At 47.7% G+C, this 17,417-nt stretch carries 17 protein-coding genes, 2 rRNA genes and 1 riboswitch; of the genes, 3 read left to right on the forward strand and 16 right to left on the reverse strand.

Going from position 1 to position 17,417, the window contains the following annotated elements; genetic code table 11:
• Positions 1-193 precede the first annotated feature (193 nt).
• The 5 genes from purF to KSP24_RS16470 are packed head-to-tail and all read right to left on the reverse strand — an operon-like array spanning position 194 to position 5,760.
• The gene (purF, locus tag KSP24_RS16450; protein ID WP_216975830.1) at positions 194-1,675 is read right to left on the reverse strand and encodes an amidophosphoribosyltransferase; all 1,482 of its coding nucleotides are present in this window, start codon (positions 1,673-1,675) and stop codon (positions 194-196) included.
• Positions 1,660-3,903 (reverse strand): phosphoribosylformylglycinamidine synthase subunit PurL, encoded by a 2,244-nt coding sequence (purL, locus tag KSP24_RS16455; RefSeq protein ID WP_216975832.1) that lies wholly within the window; start codon positions 3,901-3,903, stop codon positions 1,660-1,662. The genes purF and purL overlap by 16 nt, the downstream gene beginning before the upstream one ends.
• Positions 3,881-4,570 (reverse strand): phosphoribosylformylglycinamidine synthase subunit PurQ, encoded by a 690-nt coding sequence (gene purQ, locus KSP24_RS16460; RefSeq protein ID WP_013369473.1) that lies wholly within the window; start codon positions 4,568-4,570, stop codon positions 3,881-3,883. Before purQ ends, purL begins: the two co-directional genes overlap by 23 nt.
• A 4-nt stretch (positions 4,571-4,574) precedes the next feature.
• Positions 4,575-4,820 (reverse strand): phosphoribosylformylglycinamidine synthase subunit PurS, encoded by a 246-nt coding sequence (gene purS / locus KSP24_RS16465; RefSeq protein WP_007428837.1) that lies wholly within the window; start codon positions 4,818-4,820, stop codon positions 4,575-4,577.
• A gap of 58 nt (positions 4,821-4,878) precedes the next feature.
• Positions 4,879-5,760, reverse strand: coding sequence for a phosphoribosylaminoimidazolesuccinocarboxamide synthase (locus KSP24_RS16470; RefSeq protein WP_216975834.1), 882 nt, complete (start codon positions 5,758-5,760; stop codon positions 4,879-4,881).
• Between the two features lie 195 nt (positions 5,761-5,955).
• Here KSP24_RS16470 and KSP24_RS16475 point away from each other — a divergent pair, with 195 nt between their 5' ends.
• Positions 5,956-6,108, forward strand: a complete 153-nt coding sequence (locus KSP24_RS16475) for a hypothetical protein (protein WP_216975836.1) — start codon at positions 5,956-5,958, stop codon at positions 6,106-6,108.
• 137 nt (positions 6,109-6,245) lie between these two features.
• Here KSP24_RS16475 and KSP24_RS25490 read toward each other — a convergent pair whose 3' ends face one another.
• The 6 genes from KSP24_RS25490 to KSP24_RS16500 all read right to left on the reverse strand — a co-directional run bounded on the left by KSP24_RS25490 (position 6,246) and on the right by KSP24_RS16500 (position 10,798).
• Positions 6,246-6,374, reverse strand: a complete 129-nt coding sequence (locus tag KSP24_RS25490; RefSeq protein WP_302054366.1) for a hypothetical protein — start codon at positions 6,372-6,374, stop codon at positions 6,246-6,248.
• Between the two features lie 16 nt (positions 6,375-6,390).
• Complete coding sequence (gene purB / locus KSP24_RS16480; RefSeq protein WP_113050140.1) at positions 6,391-7,689, reverse strand: adenylosuccinate lyase; 1,299 nt, start codon at positions 7,687-7,689, stop codon at positions 6,391-6,393.
• Between the two features lie 2 nt (positions 7,690-7,691).
• The gene (purK, locus tag KSP24_RS16485; protein WP_216975838.1) at positions 7,692-8,867 is read right to left on the reverse strand and encodes a 5-(carboxyamino)imidazole ribonucleotide synthase; all 1,176 of its coding nucleotides are present in this window, start codon (positions 8,865-8,867) and stop codon (positions 7,692-7,694) included.
• Positions 8,864-9,349: a 5-(carboxyamino)imidazole ribonucleotide mutase gene (purE, locus tag KSP24_RS16490; RefSeq protein ID WP_013369467.1), complete on the reverse strand. Its 486-nt coding sequence runs from the start codon at positions 9,347-9,349 to the stop codon at positions 8,864-8,866. The genes purK and purE overlap by 4 nt, the downstream gene beginning before the upstream one ends.
• 148 nt (positions 9,350-9,497) lie before the next feature.
• Positions 9,498-9,599: riboswitch (purine riboswitch) on the reverse strand.
• 350 nt (positions 9,600-9,949) lie between these two features.
• Entirely contained in the window at positions 9,950-10,384 is a 435-nt protein-coding gene (locus KSP24_RS16495; protein ID WP_013369465.1) for a universal stress protein, read from the reverse strand.
• Positions 10,385-10,534: 150 nt separating this feature from the next.
• Positions 10,535-10,798: a DUF1294 domain-containing protein gene (locus KSP24_RS16500; RefSeq protein ID WP_058710758.1), complete on the reverse strand. Its 264-nt coding sequence runs from the start codon at positions 10,796-10,798 to the stop codon at positions 10,535-10,537.
• 194 nt (positions 10,799-10,992) lie between these two features.
• On the opposite strand from KSP24_RS16500, the gene KSP24_RS16505 reads away from it, so the two are divergent.
• The gene (locus KSP24_RS16505; RefSeq protein ID WP_013369463.1) at positions 10,993-11,121 is read left to right on the forward strand and encodes a DUF4023 family protein; all 129 of its coding nucleotides are present in this window, start codon (positions 10,993-10,995) and stop codon (positions 11,119-11,121) included.
• 366 nt (positions 11,122-11,487) lie between these two features.
• Positions 11,488-12,648 (forward strand): type II asparaginase, encoded by a 1,161-nt coding sequence (locus KSP24_RS16510; protein WP_216975840.1) that lies wholly within the window; start codon positions 11,488-11,490, stop codon positions 12,646-12,648.
• 180 nt (positions 12,649-12,828) lie between these two features.
• Here the strand turns inward: KSP24_RS16510 and KSP24_RS16515 are convergent, their stop codons facing one another.
• From KSP24_RS16515 to KSP24_RS16535, 5 genes are all read right to left on the reverse strand, one after another.
• Positions 12,829-12,966, reverse strand: a complete 138-nt coding sequence (locus KSP24_RS16515; protein WP_013369461.1) for a hypothetical protein — start codon at positions 12,964-12,966, stop codon at positions 12,829-12,831.
• Between the two features lie 106 nt (positions 12,967-13,072).
• Entirely contained in the window at positions 13,073-15,208 is a 2,136-nt protein-coding gene (locus KSP24_RS16520) for a DNA topoisomerase III (protein WP_216975841.1), read from the reverse strand.
• 134 nt (positions 15,209-15,342) lie between these two features.
• A complete protein-coding gene (locus tag KSP24_RS16525; protein WP_013369459.1) occupies positions 15,343-16,335 on the reverse strand; it encodes a ketoacyl-ACP synthase III in 993 nt (330 codons plus the stop codon).
• 215 nt (positions 16,336-16,550) lie between these two features.
• Positions 16,551-16,667, reverse strand: a 5S ribosomal RNA gene (rrf, locus tag KSP24_RS16530).
• A 78-nt stretch (positions 16,668-16,745) separates the two neighbouring features.
• Positions 16,746-17,417 (reverse strand): 23S ribosomal RNA (locus tag KSP24_RS16535); the annotation flags it as partial.

A 17,417-nucleotide genomic window follows, 5' to 3' on the forward strand; every position in this document is an offset into this window, starting at 1 on the left:
ATGAAATAGTTATGCCATGAGTTTTTAACGGCCTTACCTATCCTCTTCCCTGTGGGAACAGAAGAGGTACAGGCACTGCTGCAAAATGCTGCACACCTGAGGAACGCAGCGATCGTAAGAACCATCCACACGCGGAGTGGCCACCTCAGAACCACCATCCCCATGCACCTCTGTACCTCTTTTGTTCCCTATACTAGCAACTACACCCGAACTTTTCTTCGCCTTTGAAATCTACCTGTGTCGGATAATCATTATCGAAACAAGCCAGGCACAAACCGCCCTTGTAATCCTGTTCGTTATGTCCGCCTACTGCGGCAATCAATCCTTCGGCGCTCATAAAGAAGAGCGAATCAGCGTTAATCTCTTGCCGAATTTCCTCTACGGTTTTGGACGAAGCGATCAGCTCCCGACGGTCCGGCGTGTCGATACCGTAGAAGCACGGGTTTTTGAAAGGCGGCGAGGTAATACGTACATGTACTTCCAGCGCGCCCGCATCTCGCAGCATATTTACGATTCGACGAGACGTGGTGCCACGAACGATAGAGTCGTCGATCATAATGACCCGTTTACCTTCAACCACACGGCGTACGGCGCTCAGCTTCATTTTCACACCCTGCTCGCGCAGCTCCTGACTCGGTTGAATGAAGGTACGACCGGTATATTTATTTTTAATCATGCCCAGCTCGTAAGGAATACCTGTTTGCTCTGCATAACCAATCGCAGCCGATATGCTGGAATCCGGTACACCTGTCACCAAATCAGCATCGACAAAAGCCTCCAGCGCCAGTTGGCTGCCCATCCGTTTGCGTGCAGCATGAAGATTAGCTCCGTTCAAATCACTGTCAGGACGAGCAAAATAAATATACTCCATCGCACACAGCGCTTTACGCTGCTTATCTTCCGTATAGCGGTCTTCGTGCAGTCCATTTTTATCAAGAATCAACAGCTCACCTGGCTCGATATCGCGCAACAGTTCTGCACCTATCGTTTCCAAAGCACAGGATTCGGATGCAAACAGATATGCATCTCCCAATCTGCCCATCGTCAATGGACGCAAGCCGTTGGGATCAGATGCCACAAGCAGCTTGTCATTGGTCATAATAAGGAAAGCAAACCCGCCGATAATACGCTTCAATGCATCCTTGGCAGCCTCCACCAAATCCTTGGACGACCGGGCGATCAAATGCGCTACTACTTCGGTATCGCTGGTCGTTTGAAAAATAGACCCACCCTGCTCCAGCTCATGCCGAATTTGCAAAGCATTTACGATATTTCCGTTTGTCGCTACCGCCAGATCACCATCACGATACTTGAACACCAAAGGCTGTGCATTCGTCAGCTTACTGTCTCCACTTGTTGAGTAGCGCACATGTCCTATGGCAATATCGCCTGTCAACGAAGCCATTAAGTCTTTATTAAATACTTCTTTGACAAGCCCCATTCCACGATGATAATGGAACTCGTCGCCACTGCTCACACAGATCCCTGCGCTTTCCTCACCACGATGCTGAAGCGCGTGTAAGCCGTAATAGGCTAGGGAAGCGGCATCGGAGTGTCTGTATACCCCGAATACGCCGCATTCCTCTTTTAATTTATCAAACAGCCCCTCTTTACCCGAGCCTTCATTATAATAATCTCCAGTCCACAACATCCGTGCTGTTATTTCATCAGACATGGAATGACATCCTCCCAGATTTGCTTCAAACTGGCGACTGCCTCGTTCAAAGCGGGTTGTCCGTTCACCTCAACTGTCAATTGTGATCCTTCAACTTTTCCCAATACGGCAACTGGCACTTCCAATCCACGCAGATGCGCTTCCAACGCAGACGCTTTATCCGGCGATGCGGACAACAAAATGCGGGATTGACTTTCGCTGAATAAAGCATGGTCAGGACGCAAAGACGTCTCTACGTTAACCTGTGCTCCCAATCCGCCGCTAATTCCAGATTCGGCAAGCGCCACAGCCAATCCGCCCTCTGCGAGATCATGCGCGGATTGTACCAATCCGGCTTGTATCGCTCCCAGTACTGCGGTCAGCAGTTTTTTCTCTACGTTCAAATCTAGCTCAGGCGGACGTCCTTCGGATACACCGTGCACGACAGCCTGGAACTCACTGCCTCCTAGCTCAGCCTTCGTCTCCCCCACCAGGAAAATGACGTCGCCTTCAGCTTTGAAGCCTTGTGTCGTAATATGATCTGTATCATGTACGAGACCGACCATACCGACTACAGGCGTCGGATAGATCGCACCTTTGGCATTTTCGTTGTACAAGCTAACGTTACCCCCGATAACAGGTGTATCCAGTACACGACAAGCTTCTGCCATACCGTCCACGGCTTTTTCCATTTGCCAGAAAATATCCGGTTTTTCAGGGTTGCCAAAGTTCAGGTTGTCCGTAATCGCCAAAGGCTCGCCGCCGGAGCATACAATGTTACGGGCTGCTTCGCTGACTGCAATTCGTCCGCCTACCTCTGGATCCAGGTATACATAACGTCCGTTACAATCTGTAGTCATCGCAAGTCCCTTGCGGGTGCCGCGTACAGTCACTACAGCCGCATCCGAGCCCGGACGAATGGCCGTACTGGTGCGAACCATGTAATCATACTGCTCGTATACCCATTTCTTGCTGGCTACACTTGGTGAAGACAGCACCTTTTTCAGCGCACCGTTCAAATCAGTCACTTCTGGGTAACGCAATGTGTCAACAGCAGCATTTTGCTCATAATAAGCAGGAACTTCGGAAGGCTTGTCATAGATCGGACACTCATCTACTAGCGCCGTCACTGGCATATCCCCCACCACTTCACCGTGATGGAACAAACGCAAACGCCCGTCATCCGTCACCTTGCCGACCTTGGCACAAATGACGCCCCAACGCTCAAAAATTTCAAGCGCCTGTGCTTCGTCCTTTGGCTCAACAACGAACAGCATACGTTCCTGTGATTCAGACAACATCATTTCATAAGGGGTCATGCCCTCTTCACGTTGCGGTACCTGATCCAGATACAACTCAAGACCGTTGCCCGCCTTGCTTGCCATTTCGGCACTGGAGCAGGTAAGTCCCGCTGCGCCCATATCCTGAATACCTAGTACAATACCGCTGTCGATCAGTTCCAGACATGATTCCATAACCAGCTTCTCCATAAATGGGTCGCCTACTTGAACCGCAGTCCGATTCGCTTCGGATTCCTCTGTCAGCTCAACCGATGCGAAGGTTGCTCCATGAATCCCGTCACGACCTGTCGGAGGTCCCACATAAAACACCGGGTTGCCGACCCCTTTTGCCACACCGCGCTGAATTTTATCATGGTCAATCAGTCCGACACACATGGCATTGACGAGCGGATTGCCCTCATAGCTTTCATCAAATACAACCTCGCCGCCTACGGTTGGAATACCGATACAGTTTCCATAGCCCGCAATACCGGATACCACATGCTCGAACAAATATTTCACACGGTCGCTCTCCAGCTTGCCAAAACGCAAAGAGTTCAACACAGCTACAGGTCTTGCGCCCATGGAGAAAATATCACGGATGATGCCGCCTACCCCAGTCGCTGCCCCTTGAAAAGGTTCTACAGCGGATGGATGGTTATGACTTTCGATTTTAAATACAACCGCTTGGTTGTCTCCAATATCTACAATCCCTGCTCCTTCACCCGGTCCCATCAGCACTCGCGGACCGCTCGTCGGGAAACGTCTCAGCAACGGCTTGGAGTTTTTGTAAGCACAATGCTCTGACCACATAACACTGAACACGCCAATTTCCGTATAATTCGGCTGACGCCCCATGAAATCACAGATCAGCGCATATTCACTGTCCGACACACCCATCTGCTGATACAGTTTATGTTCGGCAACCTGCTCTGCCGTCGGTTCCTTAGCGGACACTTGCTGCGCCATGACGATCCCTCCAAGCATTCAAAATAGATGTAAACATACGTTTGCCGTCATCCGTGCCAAGCAATGCATCCACCGCACGTTCCGGATGGGGCATCATGCCCAGTACGTTACCTTGTTCATTACAAATCCCCGCAATATCCGTCATGGAACCATTGGGATTATCTTTATACGTAAATACGATCTGATTGTTCGCCTGCAAACGAGCCAGCGTCTCATCATCACAGTAATAGTTGCCTTCACCATGTGCGATCGGAATAATGATTTCTTCACCAGCAGCATAATCTCTTGTAAAAGGCGTATCGTTATTCGCAACCTGCAACACCGTATCACGGCAAAGGAATTTCATCGACAGATTACGGCGCAAAGCTCCTGGCAACAGCCCGGCTTCGGTCAAAATTTGAAAACCGTTGCAAATCCCCAAAATATATTTGCCTTCAGCAGCCGCTTTGGCTACTTCCTTCATCACCGGGGCAAACCGGGAAATCGCACCGCACCGCAGATAATCCCCGTAGGAGAAGCCTCCCGGAACAAGAATACAATCGTAAGGTGACAGATCCGTTGCAGTATGCCAAACATAATCGACAGGTTCACCGACCGTGTCCTCTATCGCCTTATAGCAGTCAATATCACAGTTGGAGCCCGGAAAAACCAGAACTGCAAATTTCATGGAATCAGCCCTCCAGTTCGTAGCGGTAGTCTTCAATGACCGTGTTGGCCAACAGCTTTTCACACATCTCGATGACGCGTTTCTCTGCACTCTCGCGGTCTGTTGTATCCAGATTCAGTTCCATATACTTACCAATTCTGACGCTATCCACTTCTCCGAAACCCATAGAATGCAGTGCGCCCTGCACCGCAACCCCCTGCGGGTCCAAAACGCTTTGCTTAATCGTGACATAGACTGTTGCTTTCATCATGTTCCTTCAGTTCCTCCTCCGAATGAGTGAATCCTATTGGTTGAATTATGATTACTATTTACTGTGCCGTCAGACGCCGCCAAATATCCGTATATCTTGCAGTTGTTTCTTCTACGACCTCAGCAGGCAACGGATCGGGCTTGCTATTCTTGTCCCAACCGGAGGCTGCTAGATAGCTTCGTACCGGCTCCTTGTCCATGCTGTCAATCTCCACATCCAGCTCATACTTTTCCTGCGCCCAAAAACGGGATGAGTCCGGGGTGAAAATTTCATCAATCAAAATCACCTTGCCATCAACAAGACCAAACTCAAACTTGCAATCCGCTAAAATGATTCCTCGCTTTTCGCAGAAAGCACGCGCAAATTCGTACAATGCCAAGCTTTTTTCCTCAAGCTCACCGGTTAGCTGGGCCCCGACCAATTCCTTCATTTGGTGAAGGGAAATGTCCTCGTCGTGACCGACATCATTTTTTGCAGCCGGTGTAAATAGAGGCTTGGGAAAGCGTTCATTCTTACGTAGCCCCTTGGGCAATGGAATACCGTTTACCTCGCCGGTCTGCTCATACTGACGCCAGCCGCCTCCGGTAATATATCCACGCACCACACACTCGATGTCGATGCGTTCAGCCTTCAGCGTAACCATGATCCGGTCCTTTAGCAGCTCTTTATGCTGTTCGTCGATGACATGTCCGAGCTTGTCTACATCGGTATGCACGACATGGTTTTCCAGCAGTTCTTTCGTCTGTTCAAACCAGAAAGCACTGAGCTTGTTCAATACATTTCCTTTTTCCGGTACGGGCGGCTCCAACACATAATCAAAAGCCGAAATCCGGTCCGTCACGACAATCAGAAAATGTTCTCCGAGATCATACAACTCACGCACTTTGCCTTTGTACAAGAGCGGCGCATGAATCAGACCTTCGGCGGTAGACAATGACATTTCATTACACCTCTTTCATAGAAGTTGCCCCTCCTAAATCGAACCTTTGCCCCTCCTAAATCCTCCCCTCGGGGAGGACCCCCAGGGCTGCTGCCCTCGGGACTCCCGCAAGAGTTGGCTAGTGAGCCGGGTGAGGGCGTCTATTTTGTAGCTACGGTCGGGTGAGCGCGTTCCGCTGGATGAAGGCTTGTTAGCTTGTTAGTACAAGCCCTCATCCAGCAACGCTTTTACGTCGGCGCGAACGGCTGGCTCAAGGCTTCGCTTCTTGAGCCTGTGCGTGCTCGTAAGGACTGCGGGCTGTTTGCTGCGCAAATTCGGCAGCCCTCACGAGCACGTGGTCTGCGATAGAAAAGCAGTGGAACACGGCTTTTCCATCGCTCTTGGGAAGGTGCGGCATCTTATGTGCCGCACCTTTTCAAGTTCTGCTCCCACATGAGGGTTGGTGCTGGAAGCAGCGGAGCAGACGGAATCGTTCTGGAGAAGCGTTAGCGTTTGCCTTTGCCCCTGGATTCCAACCTTTGCAGGTTTTCCAATTCAAGAATCCAGGGGCAACAGCAATCGGAAGAACGATCCGTTCGCGCAGCGGTCTCATCACGCTCCTGATCCTCTCCCAAGCGCCAACCTTCCCTCTTACTCCCCTAATCCCAGCTTTTTAAAGATCGTATCCACGTTCTTCAAATGCCAAGCTGGGTTGAACGCATCCTCGATTTCATCCGGACTGAGCACGGCAGTAATTTCAGGAGTCGCCTCGACGATTTCGCGGAACTGGCGTTGTTCTTCCCATGCCTGCATAGCACGCGGCTGCACGGTATCGTAAGCTTTTTCACGACTAAAGCCCTTGTCGATCAGCTTCGTCATAATACGGCCAGAGAATGGTACACCATACGTACGCGCCATATTGCGCTTCATATTTTCAGGGAAGACCGTCAGATTTTTCACGATATTGCCAAAACGGTTCAGCATGTAGTTCAACAGCATTGTTGCATCTGGCAAAATGATGCGTTCTACAGAAGAATGCGAAATGTCGCGTTCATGCCACAGCGTAACGTTCTCATACGCCGATACCATATGCCCGCGAATCACACGTGCCAGGCCGGAGATGTTTTCACTTCCGATCGGATTGCGTTTATGCGGCATTGCGGAAGATCCTTTTTGACCCTTGGCAAAAGCTTCTTCCACCTCACGGAATTCGCTCTTTTGTAATGCACGGACTTCTGTAGCAAACTTGTCCAATGAAGTGGCGATCAACGCCAACGTGGCCATATATTCAGCATGACGATCACGCTGAAGCGTTTGTGTAGAAATCGGAGCAGGCTTGGTGCCCAGCTTGCGGCATACGAATTCTTCCACAGCTGGGTCAATGTTGGCATATGTTCCGACTGCACCGGACATTTTACCGTATTGCACCTGGTCAGCAGCATAGCGGAAACGTTCCAGATTGCGCTTCATTTCCTCGTACCACAGGCCCATTTTCAGTCCGAATGTGGTCGGCTCAGCGTGCACTCCATGTGTACGTCCCATCATCGGTGTGTGCTTGTAAGCCAATGCTTTTTCCTTCAAAATATCAATAAAATTCAGAATATCTCGTTCCAGAATTTCATTCGCCTGCTTCAACAAATAGCCTAGCGCCGTATCAACCACGTCTGTGGAGGTTAGACCGTAATGCACCCATTTGCGCTCGTCGCCAAGACTTTCGGATACCGTGCGGGTAAAAGCAATGACATCATGTCTTGTTTCCTGCTCAATTTCATAGATCCGTTCAATATCAAAGCTTGCATTTTTGCGCAGAGCCACGGTATCTTCTTTTGGGATAACACCTAACTCAGCCCATGCTTCACAGGCACACAGTTCTACTTCCAGCCAAGCTTTGAATTTATTTTCTTCCGTCCAAATCGCTCTCATTTCCGGTCTGCTATAGCGTTCGATCATGACTATTTATCCCCCCAAATATTGGTTTGATCAATCCATTCCAGCGCTTGTTCCGTATCCTGGCACAACAGATTAATATGTCCCATCTTCCGGCCTGGCTTGGCTTCACTTTTTCCATACAAATGCAGCTTCGGTACAACACTCAATCTTTCAGCTTCAGCATCTGTTTGTCCGAACCGCCGAATTACGTTCTCCAAATGCTCACCTAGTACATTGACCATCACGACCGGAGTCAGAAGCTTCGTGTTGCCCAGTGGCAAACCACAAATCGCACGTATATGCTGCTCAAATTGCGATGTGGCGCATCCCTCCATCGTGTAGTGGCCGGAGTTATGGGGGCGTGGTGCCAACTCATTAACGTACAATTGTCCATCTTCGGTGACAAACATCTCCACAGCGAGCAGCCCCACCGCATCCAATGACTCCGCCACAGCCAGCGCCAATTTGCGTGCTTCTTCCTGGACAGGTTCAGGTACGCGTGCGGGTACAATCGACGTGTGCAAAATGTTGTTTACGTGAATGTTTTCCGCAGGCGGAAAGGCTTTGGCTTCACCGTTCGTGCTGCGAGCTACAATCACCGAGATTTCGCAGCGAAAACGGATGAACTGTTCCAACACCAGTTCCGAACCGCTTCCAGCCAGTTGCTCGTAGGCATTCGTGGCTTCCTCCGATTGGCAAACGACCACTTGGCCCTTACCATCATAACCGCCGACTGCTGTTTTGAGCACACACGGTACACCCAATTCGGCTACCGCTTGAACCATATCGGCAGAACTGCTAATTTCACGATATGGAGCGACAGGAACACCAGCTGCTTCAATAGAACGTTTTTCACGCAGACGATGCTGTGTCGTGTACAAAAGACTACTGCCCTGTGGCACACTGGATTCCTGTTCCAAAAGCGCGGCTACACCTGCATCCACATTTTCAAACTCATACGTGATCACATCACACCGTGCAGCCAGTTCTCTGGCCGCGCGTTCATCATCATAGGCAGCACGGATTTGTTCGGACACCTGTCCACACGGACTATCCGATGCAGGGTCCAGTGTTACGAAGCGATAGCCTAGGTTTGTTCCTGCCAGTACAAGCATTCTGCCTAATTGTCCGCCTCCCAAAATTCCAATCACTGTGCCAGGAGGGCGGATACGGCCTGCGGATTCACATGCTTCATTCATAGCGAGTCACTGCCTTCCAGTACCTCGTCACGGATACGGTCGCGTCTTGCCACAACCCGCTGACTTATCTTTTCGTCAAAAGCACCTAATATTTGTGCAGCCAGCAACCCTGCGTTGGTAGAGCCTGCCTTACCGATTGCCACAGTGGCGACTGGAATACCACCCGGCATCTGCACAATGGAGAGCAGGGAGTCTAGACCATTCAGAGCCTTCGACTGGACAGGCACGCCAATTACTGGCAAGGATGTCTTCGCAGCCACCATTCCCGGCAGATGTGCAGCCCCGCCCGCTCCAGCAATAATGACCTTTAATCCGCGCCCGGCGGCCTCTTCTGCAAAACGAAACATTAAATCCGGTGTACGATGGGCTGAAACTACTTTTTTCTCATATCCGATTTCAAGCTCGTCCAGCACAGCACATGCATGTTGCATGGTGTCCCAGTCTGATGTGCTGCCCATAATGACAGCGACCTGCACTGACATGTCCTTCACTCCCTGTTTATCAATAAGCGCCAAAAATCCGGCACTCGAAAATAACGTTATTTTCAAGACACCGGACTACGAAAAAACAAACGACAGAGCCTCTTAAAGGCATGCCAAAAGCAAGCCTGTTCTACCGCATCCAATGCGGCTTCAGCCGTATGTCTCCCGTAGTCCGGAAATTTAAGGTTTCCAGGTAGAAACTTCCGGGCCATATCCCCGGCATTATACGAGTCAGGATTGTGCTTACTCCATACCCAACGATATACTTTCCTAGCGTAATCGTGGTGAGTTTCGGCTCCAACATGTGTACCTAATTAAATTGTACCTAAAGTTCATTTTTTATCGACAATACACTTCATAGTTTAACAATTCCCTACACCCTGTGTCAACTTGAAAACGAACATTGTCATAATGATACAATTTAATGTTCGTGTTTAACAAAAACCAAGCCCTTTATATGCACACCTCGGGACTATTGTATTACATTTAGCTATCTCTCTACCTACACTGATAACGGCCAGCAATACATCTTACCAACAAAAATAAAAAGCCGGCACTTCCTGTACAGGTAGTGATCCGACTTTTACTTTTTTTATTTCGTTATTTTACGACCAGCACGGGGATACGTGCATGCTGCACCACATTGTGACTTACGCTACCTAAGACAAATTCACGAATACCACCCAAACCGCGACTGCCGATCACAATCACATCGAAGCCATTCTCATTGGCATAATCCAAAATGACTTCGGCCGGCGAACCTTGAATCAGTTCCACCTTGGCATCTACACCTTGCTCAGCAAGCCGCTTTTTAACTTCATCCGTAGTTTGCTCAGCCAAATCATAATACTCTTTATTCACCGAAGCTGGAATTGGAGCCAAGCCTTCGCCCATAAAAATCCGCGGGAAATCGAATGCTGTTACGACCTCAAGCTTCGAGGAGGGTGATGCCTTCACCAATTCAGCCGCCTTCAATAAAGCTTTGTTGGATGCATCCGATCCGTCATAAGCAAGCAATACTTTTGAAAATAGCATAATACGCACCTCTTCCGAATTCAGTTTGTTAAATCAAAGCCTGAAATTATGTATTCCTGTAGTTGTTCACTTTCATTACATCATGTAATGGCTGAGAATAGTCTTCTCAATCATCATTAAACTTCCCTATGGGAACCTAAACTCCCAGCCTTACCGTAAAAAATACCCATAGAGCAATGCGTTAATGAAAAGCAACGCAGGAATACCTAATCTGAAGGTCATATGCCGTGTTTTATGGCGCTTGCGGTACATCGCAATGAGTACACCCAATGCGCCCCCGATCAGGGCCAGCAAAAACAACGTCCGTTCAGGTACACGATCACGGTGTTTACGTGCTCTCTTTTTATCTTCCGACATTACCAGATAGCCTACTGCATTGATGAACAGCAGCCATATCAACAAGCCTGTCTGCAATGTCTCCCCTCCTTTTGCACACCGTACCAGTTTCAGGTATTAGGACTTATATAGAGCTCTCTCCTTCATTATAACCTCACCCCTTTTATAGAAACAACGCCTTCTCTGACTGGGAAAACGTTTTTGCGGAAATAGTAACGGTGTATGAGGGCAATTCCCGAGTGCATCTATTTTGTCTTAAAGGAGGAACTACGATGGAAAGCACCCATGAGTACGTTGAAAAGCTACGAGAAAATGCAAAAAAGGCAGAACGTAACCGTAAACAAGGAAAAGGAACTCCCAGCGCCAGCTTGCCAACAAAACAGCACAGCAAAAACCCCTGATCATGGGAAATGTATTCAACTGTAGAACCATGTAAATACCGTAAGACATCAACTTCATCTTGTCACTCTCATTCAATGAAATTAAAGGTAGGTAAACTCAGTTGTTCACCTTTTATCAAAAGCAACAAGCAGACTCCTTATGAGATTTCTGCTTGTTGCTTTTGTTTTCAAATCTTTTCCATTCAGGTATAATTAAAGCGATTACATATAATAAAGATAAGTTTTAGAGTCATATTATCTAACATATATATTGACTAAAGGCGATTTATCACCCTATAATGCGTGATATTAACGTTATTCGACAAAATATTTGTCAGTTAATCTATCATTAATATTTTGAGGTTTCAGATTGGAGAGGAGCTTTATATGACTAACATGAAAAAAATGACAATGATTCCCCTGTTGGCCAGCTTTATTCTCGGAAGTACCTTATGGAGTGGTGGAGTTACCGCCAACGTAGCGTCAGCAGCTACAACCAGTACAACGTTATCTACTTCTAGCACTACAACTTTGGACAAATCTGATAAGCCACAAACTAATCACTTGCCCAATATTAAAATACTGGCCACAGGAGGAACCATTGCAGGGTCATCCTCCGTCAACACAGATACAACCGGCTACAAAGCAGGTGCATTAGGTGTTGAAACCTTGATCAATGCCGTTCCTGAGATGAAAAGTATTGCAAATGTCAGTGGTGAGCAAGTGGTTAACGTAGGTAGCCCCGATGTTAATAATGAAATCCTCTTAAAACTTGCCAAACGCACCAACGAACTGCTTGCCAGAGATGATGTAGATGGTATTGTCATTACCCATGGTACAGATACATTGGAAGAAACGGCATACTTCCTCAATCTTGTCGTTAAGAGCGATAAGCCTGTAGTTGTCGTTGGCTCTATGCGTCCAGCTACTGCCATCAGTGCCGATGGTCCATTCAACCTTTATAATGCTGTAAAAGTTGCCGGTGCTTCGGCCTCTAAAGGCCAGGGTGTACTCGTATTGCTGAACGATCGCATCGGTGCAGCAAGATATATCACAAAAACGAACACAACAGCAGTCGATACGTTCAAGTCTGTAGAGCAGGGATACCTTGGAGCTGTAGTAGGCGATCAGGTATACTACTACAACAAATCCACTCATAAGCATACGACCTCTTCTGTATTCGATATCTCTAATCTCACCCAGCTACCGCAAGTAGATATTTTATACGAATATCAAAACAACGGTCGCTACCTGTATGATGCAGCCGTAGCAGCTGGTGCCAAGGGTATAGTGGTCGCTGGTTCCGGTAATGGTTCCTTGTCCAAGACCTCCTCAGAAGGCGCAGAGGCTGCAGGTAAAAAAGGAGTTATTATTGCCCGCTCTACCCGCGTAGGAAGTGGAGTTGTGTCCCCGTCGACAACAGACGCAGCATCGAATTTTGTGTCCACCGATTCGCTCAATCCGCAAAAAGCACGGATTTTGCTTATGCTCGCTTTGACCCAAACGCACGATGTGAACCAAATTCAATCTTTCTTTAATGAATACTAAGAGCAGTCATTCCAAGTCAAATAAATACAACTTCCTTATTATGAAAAAGAAGCAGCAGTTACGGTAGACCGCCGTACTGCTGCTTCTTTTATGCAAGACAATGTCTGGCACTTAACGATTACATCTGGTATCCAAGCGTCTTGGTCTTATACCGCCATTCGTTTTCCCTTACAGGCAGCATCAAGACTGCTGTTTGGGAATCCCATTCAAGCTTGGAGGATATTTAGCTTGCTTCTCTAGATGAGCAGCGATTTCTTCCTCCAGTATACTTGATTTATTTTGCTGATTATTGATTTTAAGCGGCTTATGCTTGGGCATAAATACTCACCTCCTCGGATTACCATGCCAAGGAGAAAGCTTTTTTATACCGACATACGCCTGCTAATTGTGTAGCTTATAGCACGTTCTGGCCAATCTTTATTCTTTATTCGCCCTGCTTTTGCTCCATTGCTGCTTTTAACAAATCCCCCAAACTGGAGCCAAAAGAATCCTTTTTTTCAAACTGTTTTACTAGCTTTTGCTGTTCCCGTTTGTTTACCCGTTGCTTGTCCTTATCCAGCGTCTCCGTAATGCCGCAGGGTAAGCATCTTACATACAGACCTGCTTTGCCCTCTTTCATTTCCATTTTTTTATGACACTGTGGACAACGTCGATTGGACAAGCGTTTTTCCCCTGAACGACGGTAACCACAATCCGCATTTGGACATACAAGGAACTTGCCTTTCTTCCCTCTTTTCTCCAACAACTTTGTACCACAATCCGGACAATGGCTATTCGTTACGTTATGGGGTTTGTACTCCGCGCTGCTATTTTTCACAGTAGAAACCAATTCTTTCGCCATAGCACGGATAGAATTCAAAAATGGCTCAGGTTGTCCTTGACCACGGGCAATCCGTTCCAACTCCGCTTCCCAACGTGCCGTCAATTCGGGCGTTCGTAGCTGTGGAGCCGCCAATTCGATCAGTTGCTTGCCTTTGCCAGTTGGATGCATCACGTTCCCCTGGCGCTCTATCGTATCCGAGCTGACGAGTTTCTCGATCAGATCTGCACGAGTAGCTGGTGTACCCAGGCCGTGCTTTTCCATCTGAGCGAGCAGGGCTGCTTCTGTATAACGCTTCGGCGGCATCGTTCGTCCAGCTCGTACAATACAACGCTGCAATTGGACGGAGTCTCCTTTTTTCAGCTCAGGCAAAATAACGCCCCGTCCATTATTTTCACGATCATCTATCTCTTCATCGTCCAATTCATAATGACTTTCGTCATATACAGCACGCCAACCGCTATCTTTTATGGTTGTACCTTTGACCTGAAATGTTTCCTGCCCCACCATGACCGATACAGCTACAGCATCATAACGTGCAGGTGGGTAGAACAGACTGATAAAACGGCGCGCAATCAGATCATACAGTTTACGTTCCTCTGGGCTTAGCTGATTAAGCAATAATGTCTGCTCAGTAGGAATAATCGCATGGTGATCTGTAACTTTACTGTCATCCACAACTCGTTTTGTGATTGGCAAATTGTTACGCAATAGCGGACGTGCTAAAGAAGCATACGGACCTACTGCTACGCTACTGAGTCTTTCCTTAAGTGAATCCACCATATCCGATGTAAGATAACGGCTGTCTGTACGTGGATAGGTCACCAGCTTATGCTGCTCATACAGACGTTGAAGAACATTGGACGTCTGTTTGGCCGAGAAACCGTAGCGCTGGTTAGCATCTCTTTGCAGCTCAGTTAAATCATACGCCAGCGGATGAGGCTCGTTCTTTTCACTCTTTTTCACACTCACCACTGTACCTTTGGCCCCTTCGAGCCTGTGGCGTAAAGTCTCTACTTGAGTACGGTCAAACATGCGCGAATCCCCGTTTTCTGCCCGCCAAGTTGCTTGAAAATGGCCAAAATCCGCCGTCAAAGTATCATATTCCTGAGAACGAAACTGGGTGATCTCCTTCTCACGTTCCATGATCATTCCCAGTGTTGGTGTCTGTACCCTTCCAGCCGAAAGCTGAGCGTTATAACGAACCGTTAACGCGCGGGTTACATTGAGACCAATCATCCAGTCTGCTTCAGCCCTACAGCGAGCCGATTCATATAAACGATCAAACTGCTGGCCAGGCAATAATTTCGCGAAACCTGCCTTAATTGCCTTATCCGTCTGCGAGGAAATCCATAAGCGTCGGAAAGGCTTTTTCCAGTTTGCCATTTGTATAATCCATCGTGCCAGCAGTTCTCCTTCACGAGCAGCATCTGTTGCCACGATAAGTTCTCCAATGTCCTGTCGTTTCATAAGCTGCTGTACAGCTTTGAACTGATGATTACTTTCCCGCAATACCTTTAACTTGGAGTTCTTCGGAAGAATGGGCAAGTCCTCCAAGTTCCAAGTCGCATACTTAGAATCGTAATCCTCAGGCTCTGCTAATCCGACCAAATGACCCAAAGCCCATGTCACTACATACTTAGGTCCTTCTATATAACTTTTATGCTTCTCTCGGCTGCCCATCACACGTGCAATCTCTCTGGCCACGGATGGTTTTTCTGCCAATACCAATACCTTCATGTTACGCTCCTTTCTCTCATAATGTTAATTATACCATCCTGCCATCTTACGATAAATCTAATGCCAACCAACGTCTCTTTATCAACATGATCTTTCCTTACTATTACTATTGCTTATGCATTAATTAGACCAACTTACAAATCAGGCACACTCCATTTTATTAGCAGACCCGCATACGTCAGGCCTCCCCCGAATCCATATAACACCACATGTTGTCCATATCTTAAACGCCCATCATCCAATCCACACTGTAAAGCCAACGGAATGGACGCCGCCGAGGTATTGCCATAAAACTCTACACTTGTCAGCGTCTTTTCTAAAGGTACTGTACTTTTTTCACATATGGACTCAATCATTCTCAGATTAGCGCTATGAGGTACAAACCAGTCAAGATCTTCCTTCTCCATATTTGCCTTATCCATTAATCTTTCGATGCCAGCTGGAACAGAGCGTACAGCCCATTTATAAACCTCACGTCCATTTTGAGCAATAAAACCATTATCTTGCAGCTTCTCTCCATCCAAATAGTTAGATAATCCTGCGCGGTAAAGATGTGCTCCACCTTGCCCAAAGGTTCCTATATCTGCGGTCAAAAATGATCCTTCATCCTCGTCATATTCAACAAGTGCGACTCCTGCTCCATCTCCAAAAAGAACACATGTCGTCCGGTCGGTATAATCTGTAATTTTGGATAATGTCTCTGCTCCAATCACTAGAACCTTACGATGTAGACCACCCGTAATAAGACCATTCGCCAAATGAAGTCCATAGGCAAAGCCTGCGCATGCAGCACTAACATCCATTGATCCTGTATTTGGAATATTAAAATAAGCCTGAATACGGGAAGCCGTACTTGGAAAATAGTAATCAGGTGTACTTGTCGCTACAATGATCATGTCAACATCGTTCACATTTACGTTATAAAGGTTAACCATACGTTTAATAGCTTGTATACATAAATCAGATACGTACTGATCTTCAGCCGCGATTCGTCGTTCCCGCATACCCGTTCGTTGTACAATCCACTCGTCACTAGTTTCCACAAGCTTCTCCAAGTCGGCGTTCGTTAAAATCCGTTCAGGTACATAAGTGCCAAGGGCCGTTAACTTTGCTTTTGAATTCAACATTCTGATCACTCTCCTTTATAATCCTTATTTATATTATAACACCAGATACTAATACCTGGTACTAATTTTCTTAAAAAAATGTCTATCTATTTACTAGCTAATATCCACAGATTCAGTCGAACTTATAACTAACTTACTCTAATAAAAAATTCTACTGATATTTAACACAAAAAAAGATCATGATCTCAGTGAGATCATGATCTTTTTTACTTGTTGCTTGGCAACGTCCTACTCTCCCAGGACCCTGCGGTCCAAGTACCATCGGCGCTGGAGGGCTTAACGGTCGTGTTCGGGATGGGTACGTGTGGAACCCCTCCGCTATCGCCACCAAACATGAATTTGCCTCGCAAATTCTACATTCAAGGTTACACCCTGAAAACTGGATCCGAAACTTCATTGCGTCTTATCTTTAGGATAAGCCCTCGACCGATTAGTATTGGTCAGCTCCATGCATTACTGCACTTCCACCCCCAACCTATCTACCTCGTCGTCTTCAAGGGGTCTTACATACTGGGAAATCTCATCTTGAGGGGGGCTTCACGCTTAGATGCTTTCAGCGCTTATCCCTTCCGTACATAGCTACCCAGCGGTGCTCCTGGCGGAACAACTGGTACACCAGCGGTACGTCCATCCCGGTCCTCTCGTACTAAGGACAGCTCCTCTCAAATTTCCTACGCCCACGACAGATAGGGACCGAACTGTCTCACGACGTTCTGAACCCAGCTCGCGTACCGCTTTAATGGGCGAACAGCCCAACCCTTGGGACCTACTTCAGCCCCAGGATGCGATGAGCCGACATCGAGGTGCCAAACCTCCCCGTCGATGTGGACTCTTGGGGGAGATAAGCCTGTTATCCCCAGGGTAGCTTTTATCCGTTGAGCGATGGCCCTTCCATGCGGTACCACCGGATCACTAAGCCCGACTTTCGTCCCTGCTCGACTTGTAGGTCTCGCAGTCAAGCTCCCTTCTGCCTTTGCACTCTTCGAATGATTTCCAACCATTCTGAGGGAACCTTGGGGCGCCTCCGTTACTCTTTAGGAGGCGACCGCCCCAGTCAAACTGCCCACCTGACACTGTCCTCG

Source organism: Paenibacillus sp. AK121 (assembly GCF_019042715.1).
GTDB classification, from domain to species: Bacteria; Bacillota; Bacilli; order Paenibacillales; family Paenibacillaceae; genus Paenibacillus; species Paenibacillus polymyxa_C.

What these genes read in the sequence shown, in the direction of transcription:
- KSP24_RS16505 (WP_013369463.1), top strand. Translation starts at nt 10,993, where the DNA reads ATGGAAAGCACCCATGAGTACGTTGAAAAGCTACGAGAAAATGCAAAA.
- KSP24_RS16520 (WP_216975841.1), bottom strand. Translation starts at nt 15,208, where the DNA reads ATGAAGGTATTGGTATTGGCAGAAAAACCATCCGTGGCCAGAGAGATT.
- KSP24_RS16495 (WP_013369465.1), bottom strand. Translation starts at nt 10,384, where the DNA reads ATGCTATTTTCAAAAGTATTGCTTGCTTATGACGGATCGGATGCATCC.
- purQ (WP_013369473.1), bottom strand. Translation starts at nt 4,570, where the DNA reads ATGAAATTTGCAGTTCTGGTTTTTCCGGGCTCCAACTGTGATATTGAC.
- KSP24_RS16525 (WP_013369459.1), bottom strand. Translation starts at nt 16,335, where the DNA reads ATGTTGAATTCAAAAGCAAAGTTAACGGCCCTTGGCACTTATGTACCT.
- KSP24_RS16510 (WP_216975840.1), top strand. Translation starts at nt 11,488, where the DNA reads ATGACTAACATGAAAAAAATGACAATGATTCCCCTGTTGGCCAGCTTT.
- KSP24_RS16515 (WP_013369461.1), bottom strand. Translation starts at nt 12,966, where the DNA reads ATGCCCAAGCATAAGCCGCTTAAAATCAATAATCAGCAAAATAAATCA.
- purE (WP_013369467.1), bottom strand. Translation starts at nt 9,349, where the DNA reads ATGTCAGTGCAGGTCGCTGTCATTATGGGCAGCACATCAGACTGGGAC.
- KSP24_RS16470 (WP_216975834.1), bottom strand. Translation starts at nt 5,760, where the DNA reads ATGTCATTGTCTACCGCCGAAGGTCTGATTCATGCGCCGCTCTTGTAC.
- purL (WP_216975832.1), bottom strand. Translation starts at nt 3,903, where the DNA reads ATGGCGCAGCAAGTGTCCGCTAAGGAACCGACGGCAGAGCAGGTTGCC.
- purB (WP_113050140.1), bottom strand. Translation starts at nt 7,689, where the DNA reads ATGATCGAACGCTATAGCAGACCGGAAATGAGAGCGATTTGGACGGAA.
- purS (WP_007428837.1), bottom strand. Translation starts at nt 4,820, where the DNA reads ATGATGAAAGCAACAGTCTATGTCACGATTAAGCAAAGCGTTTTGGAC.
- purK (WP_216975838.1), bottom strand. Translation starts at nt 8,867, where the DNA reads ATGAATGAAGCATGTGAATCCGCAGGCCGTATCCGCCCTCCTGGCACA.
- purF (WP_216975830.1), bottom strand. Translation starts at nt 1,675, where the DNA reads ATGTCTGATGAAATAACAGCACGGATGTTGTGGACTGGAGATTATTAT.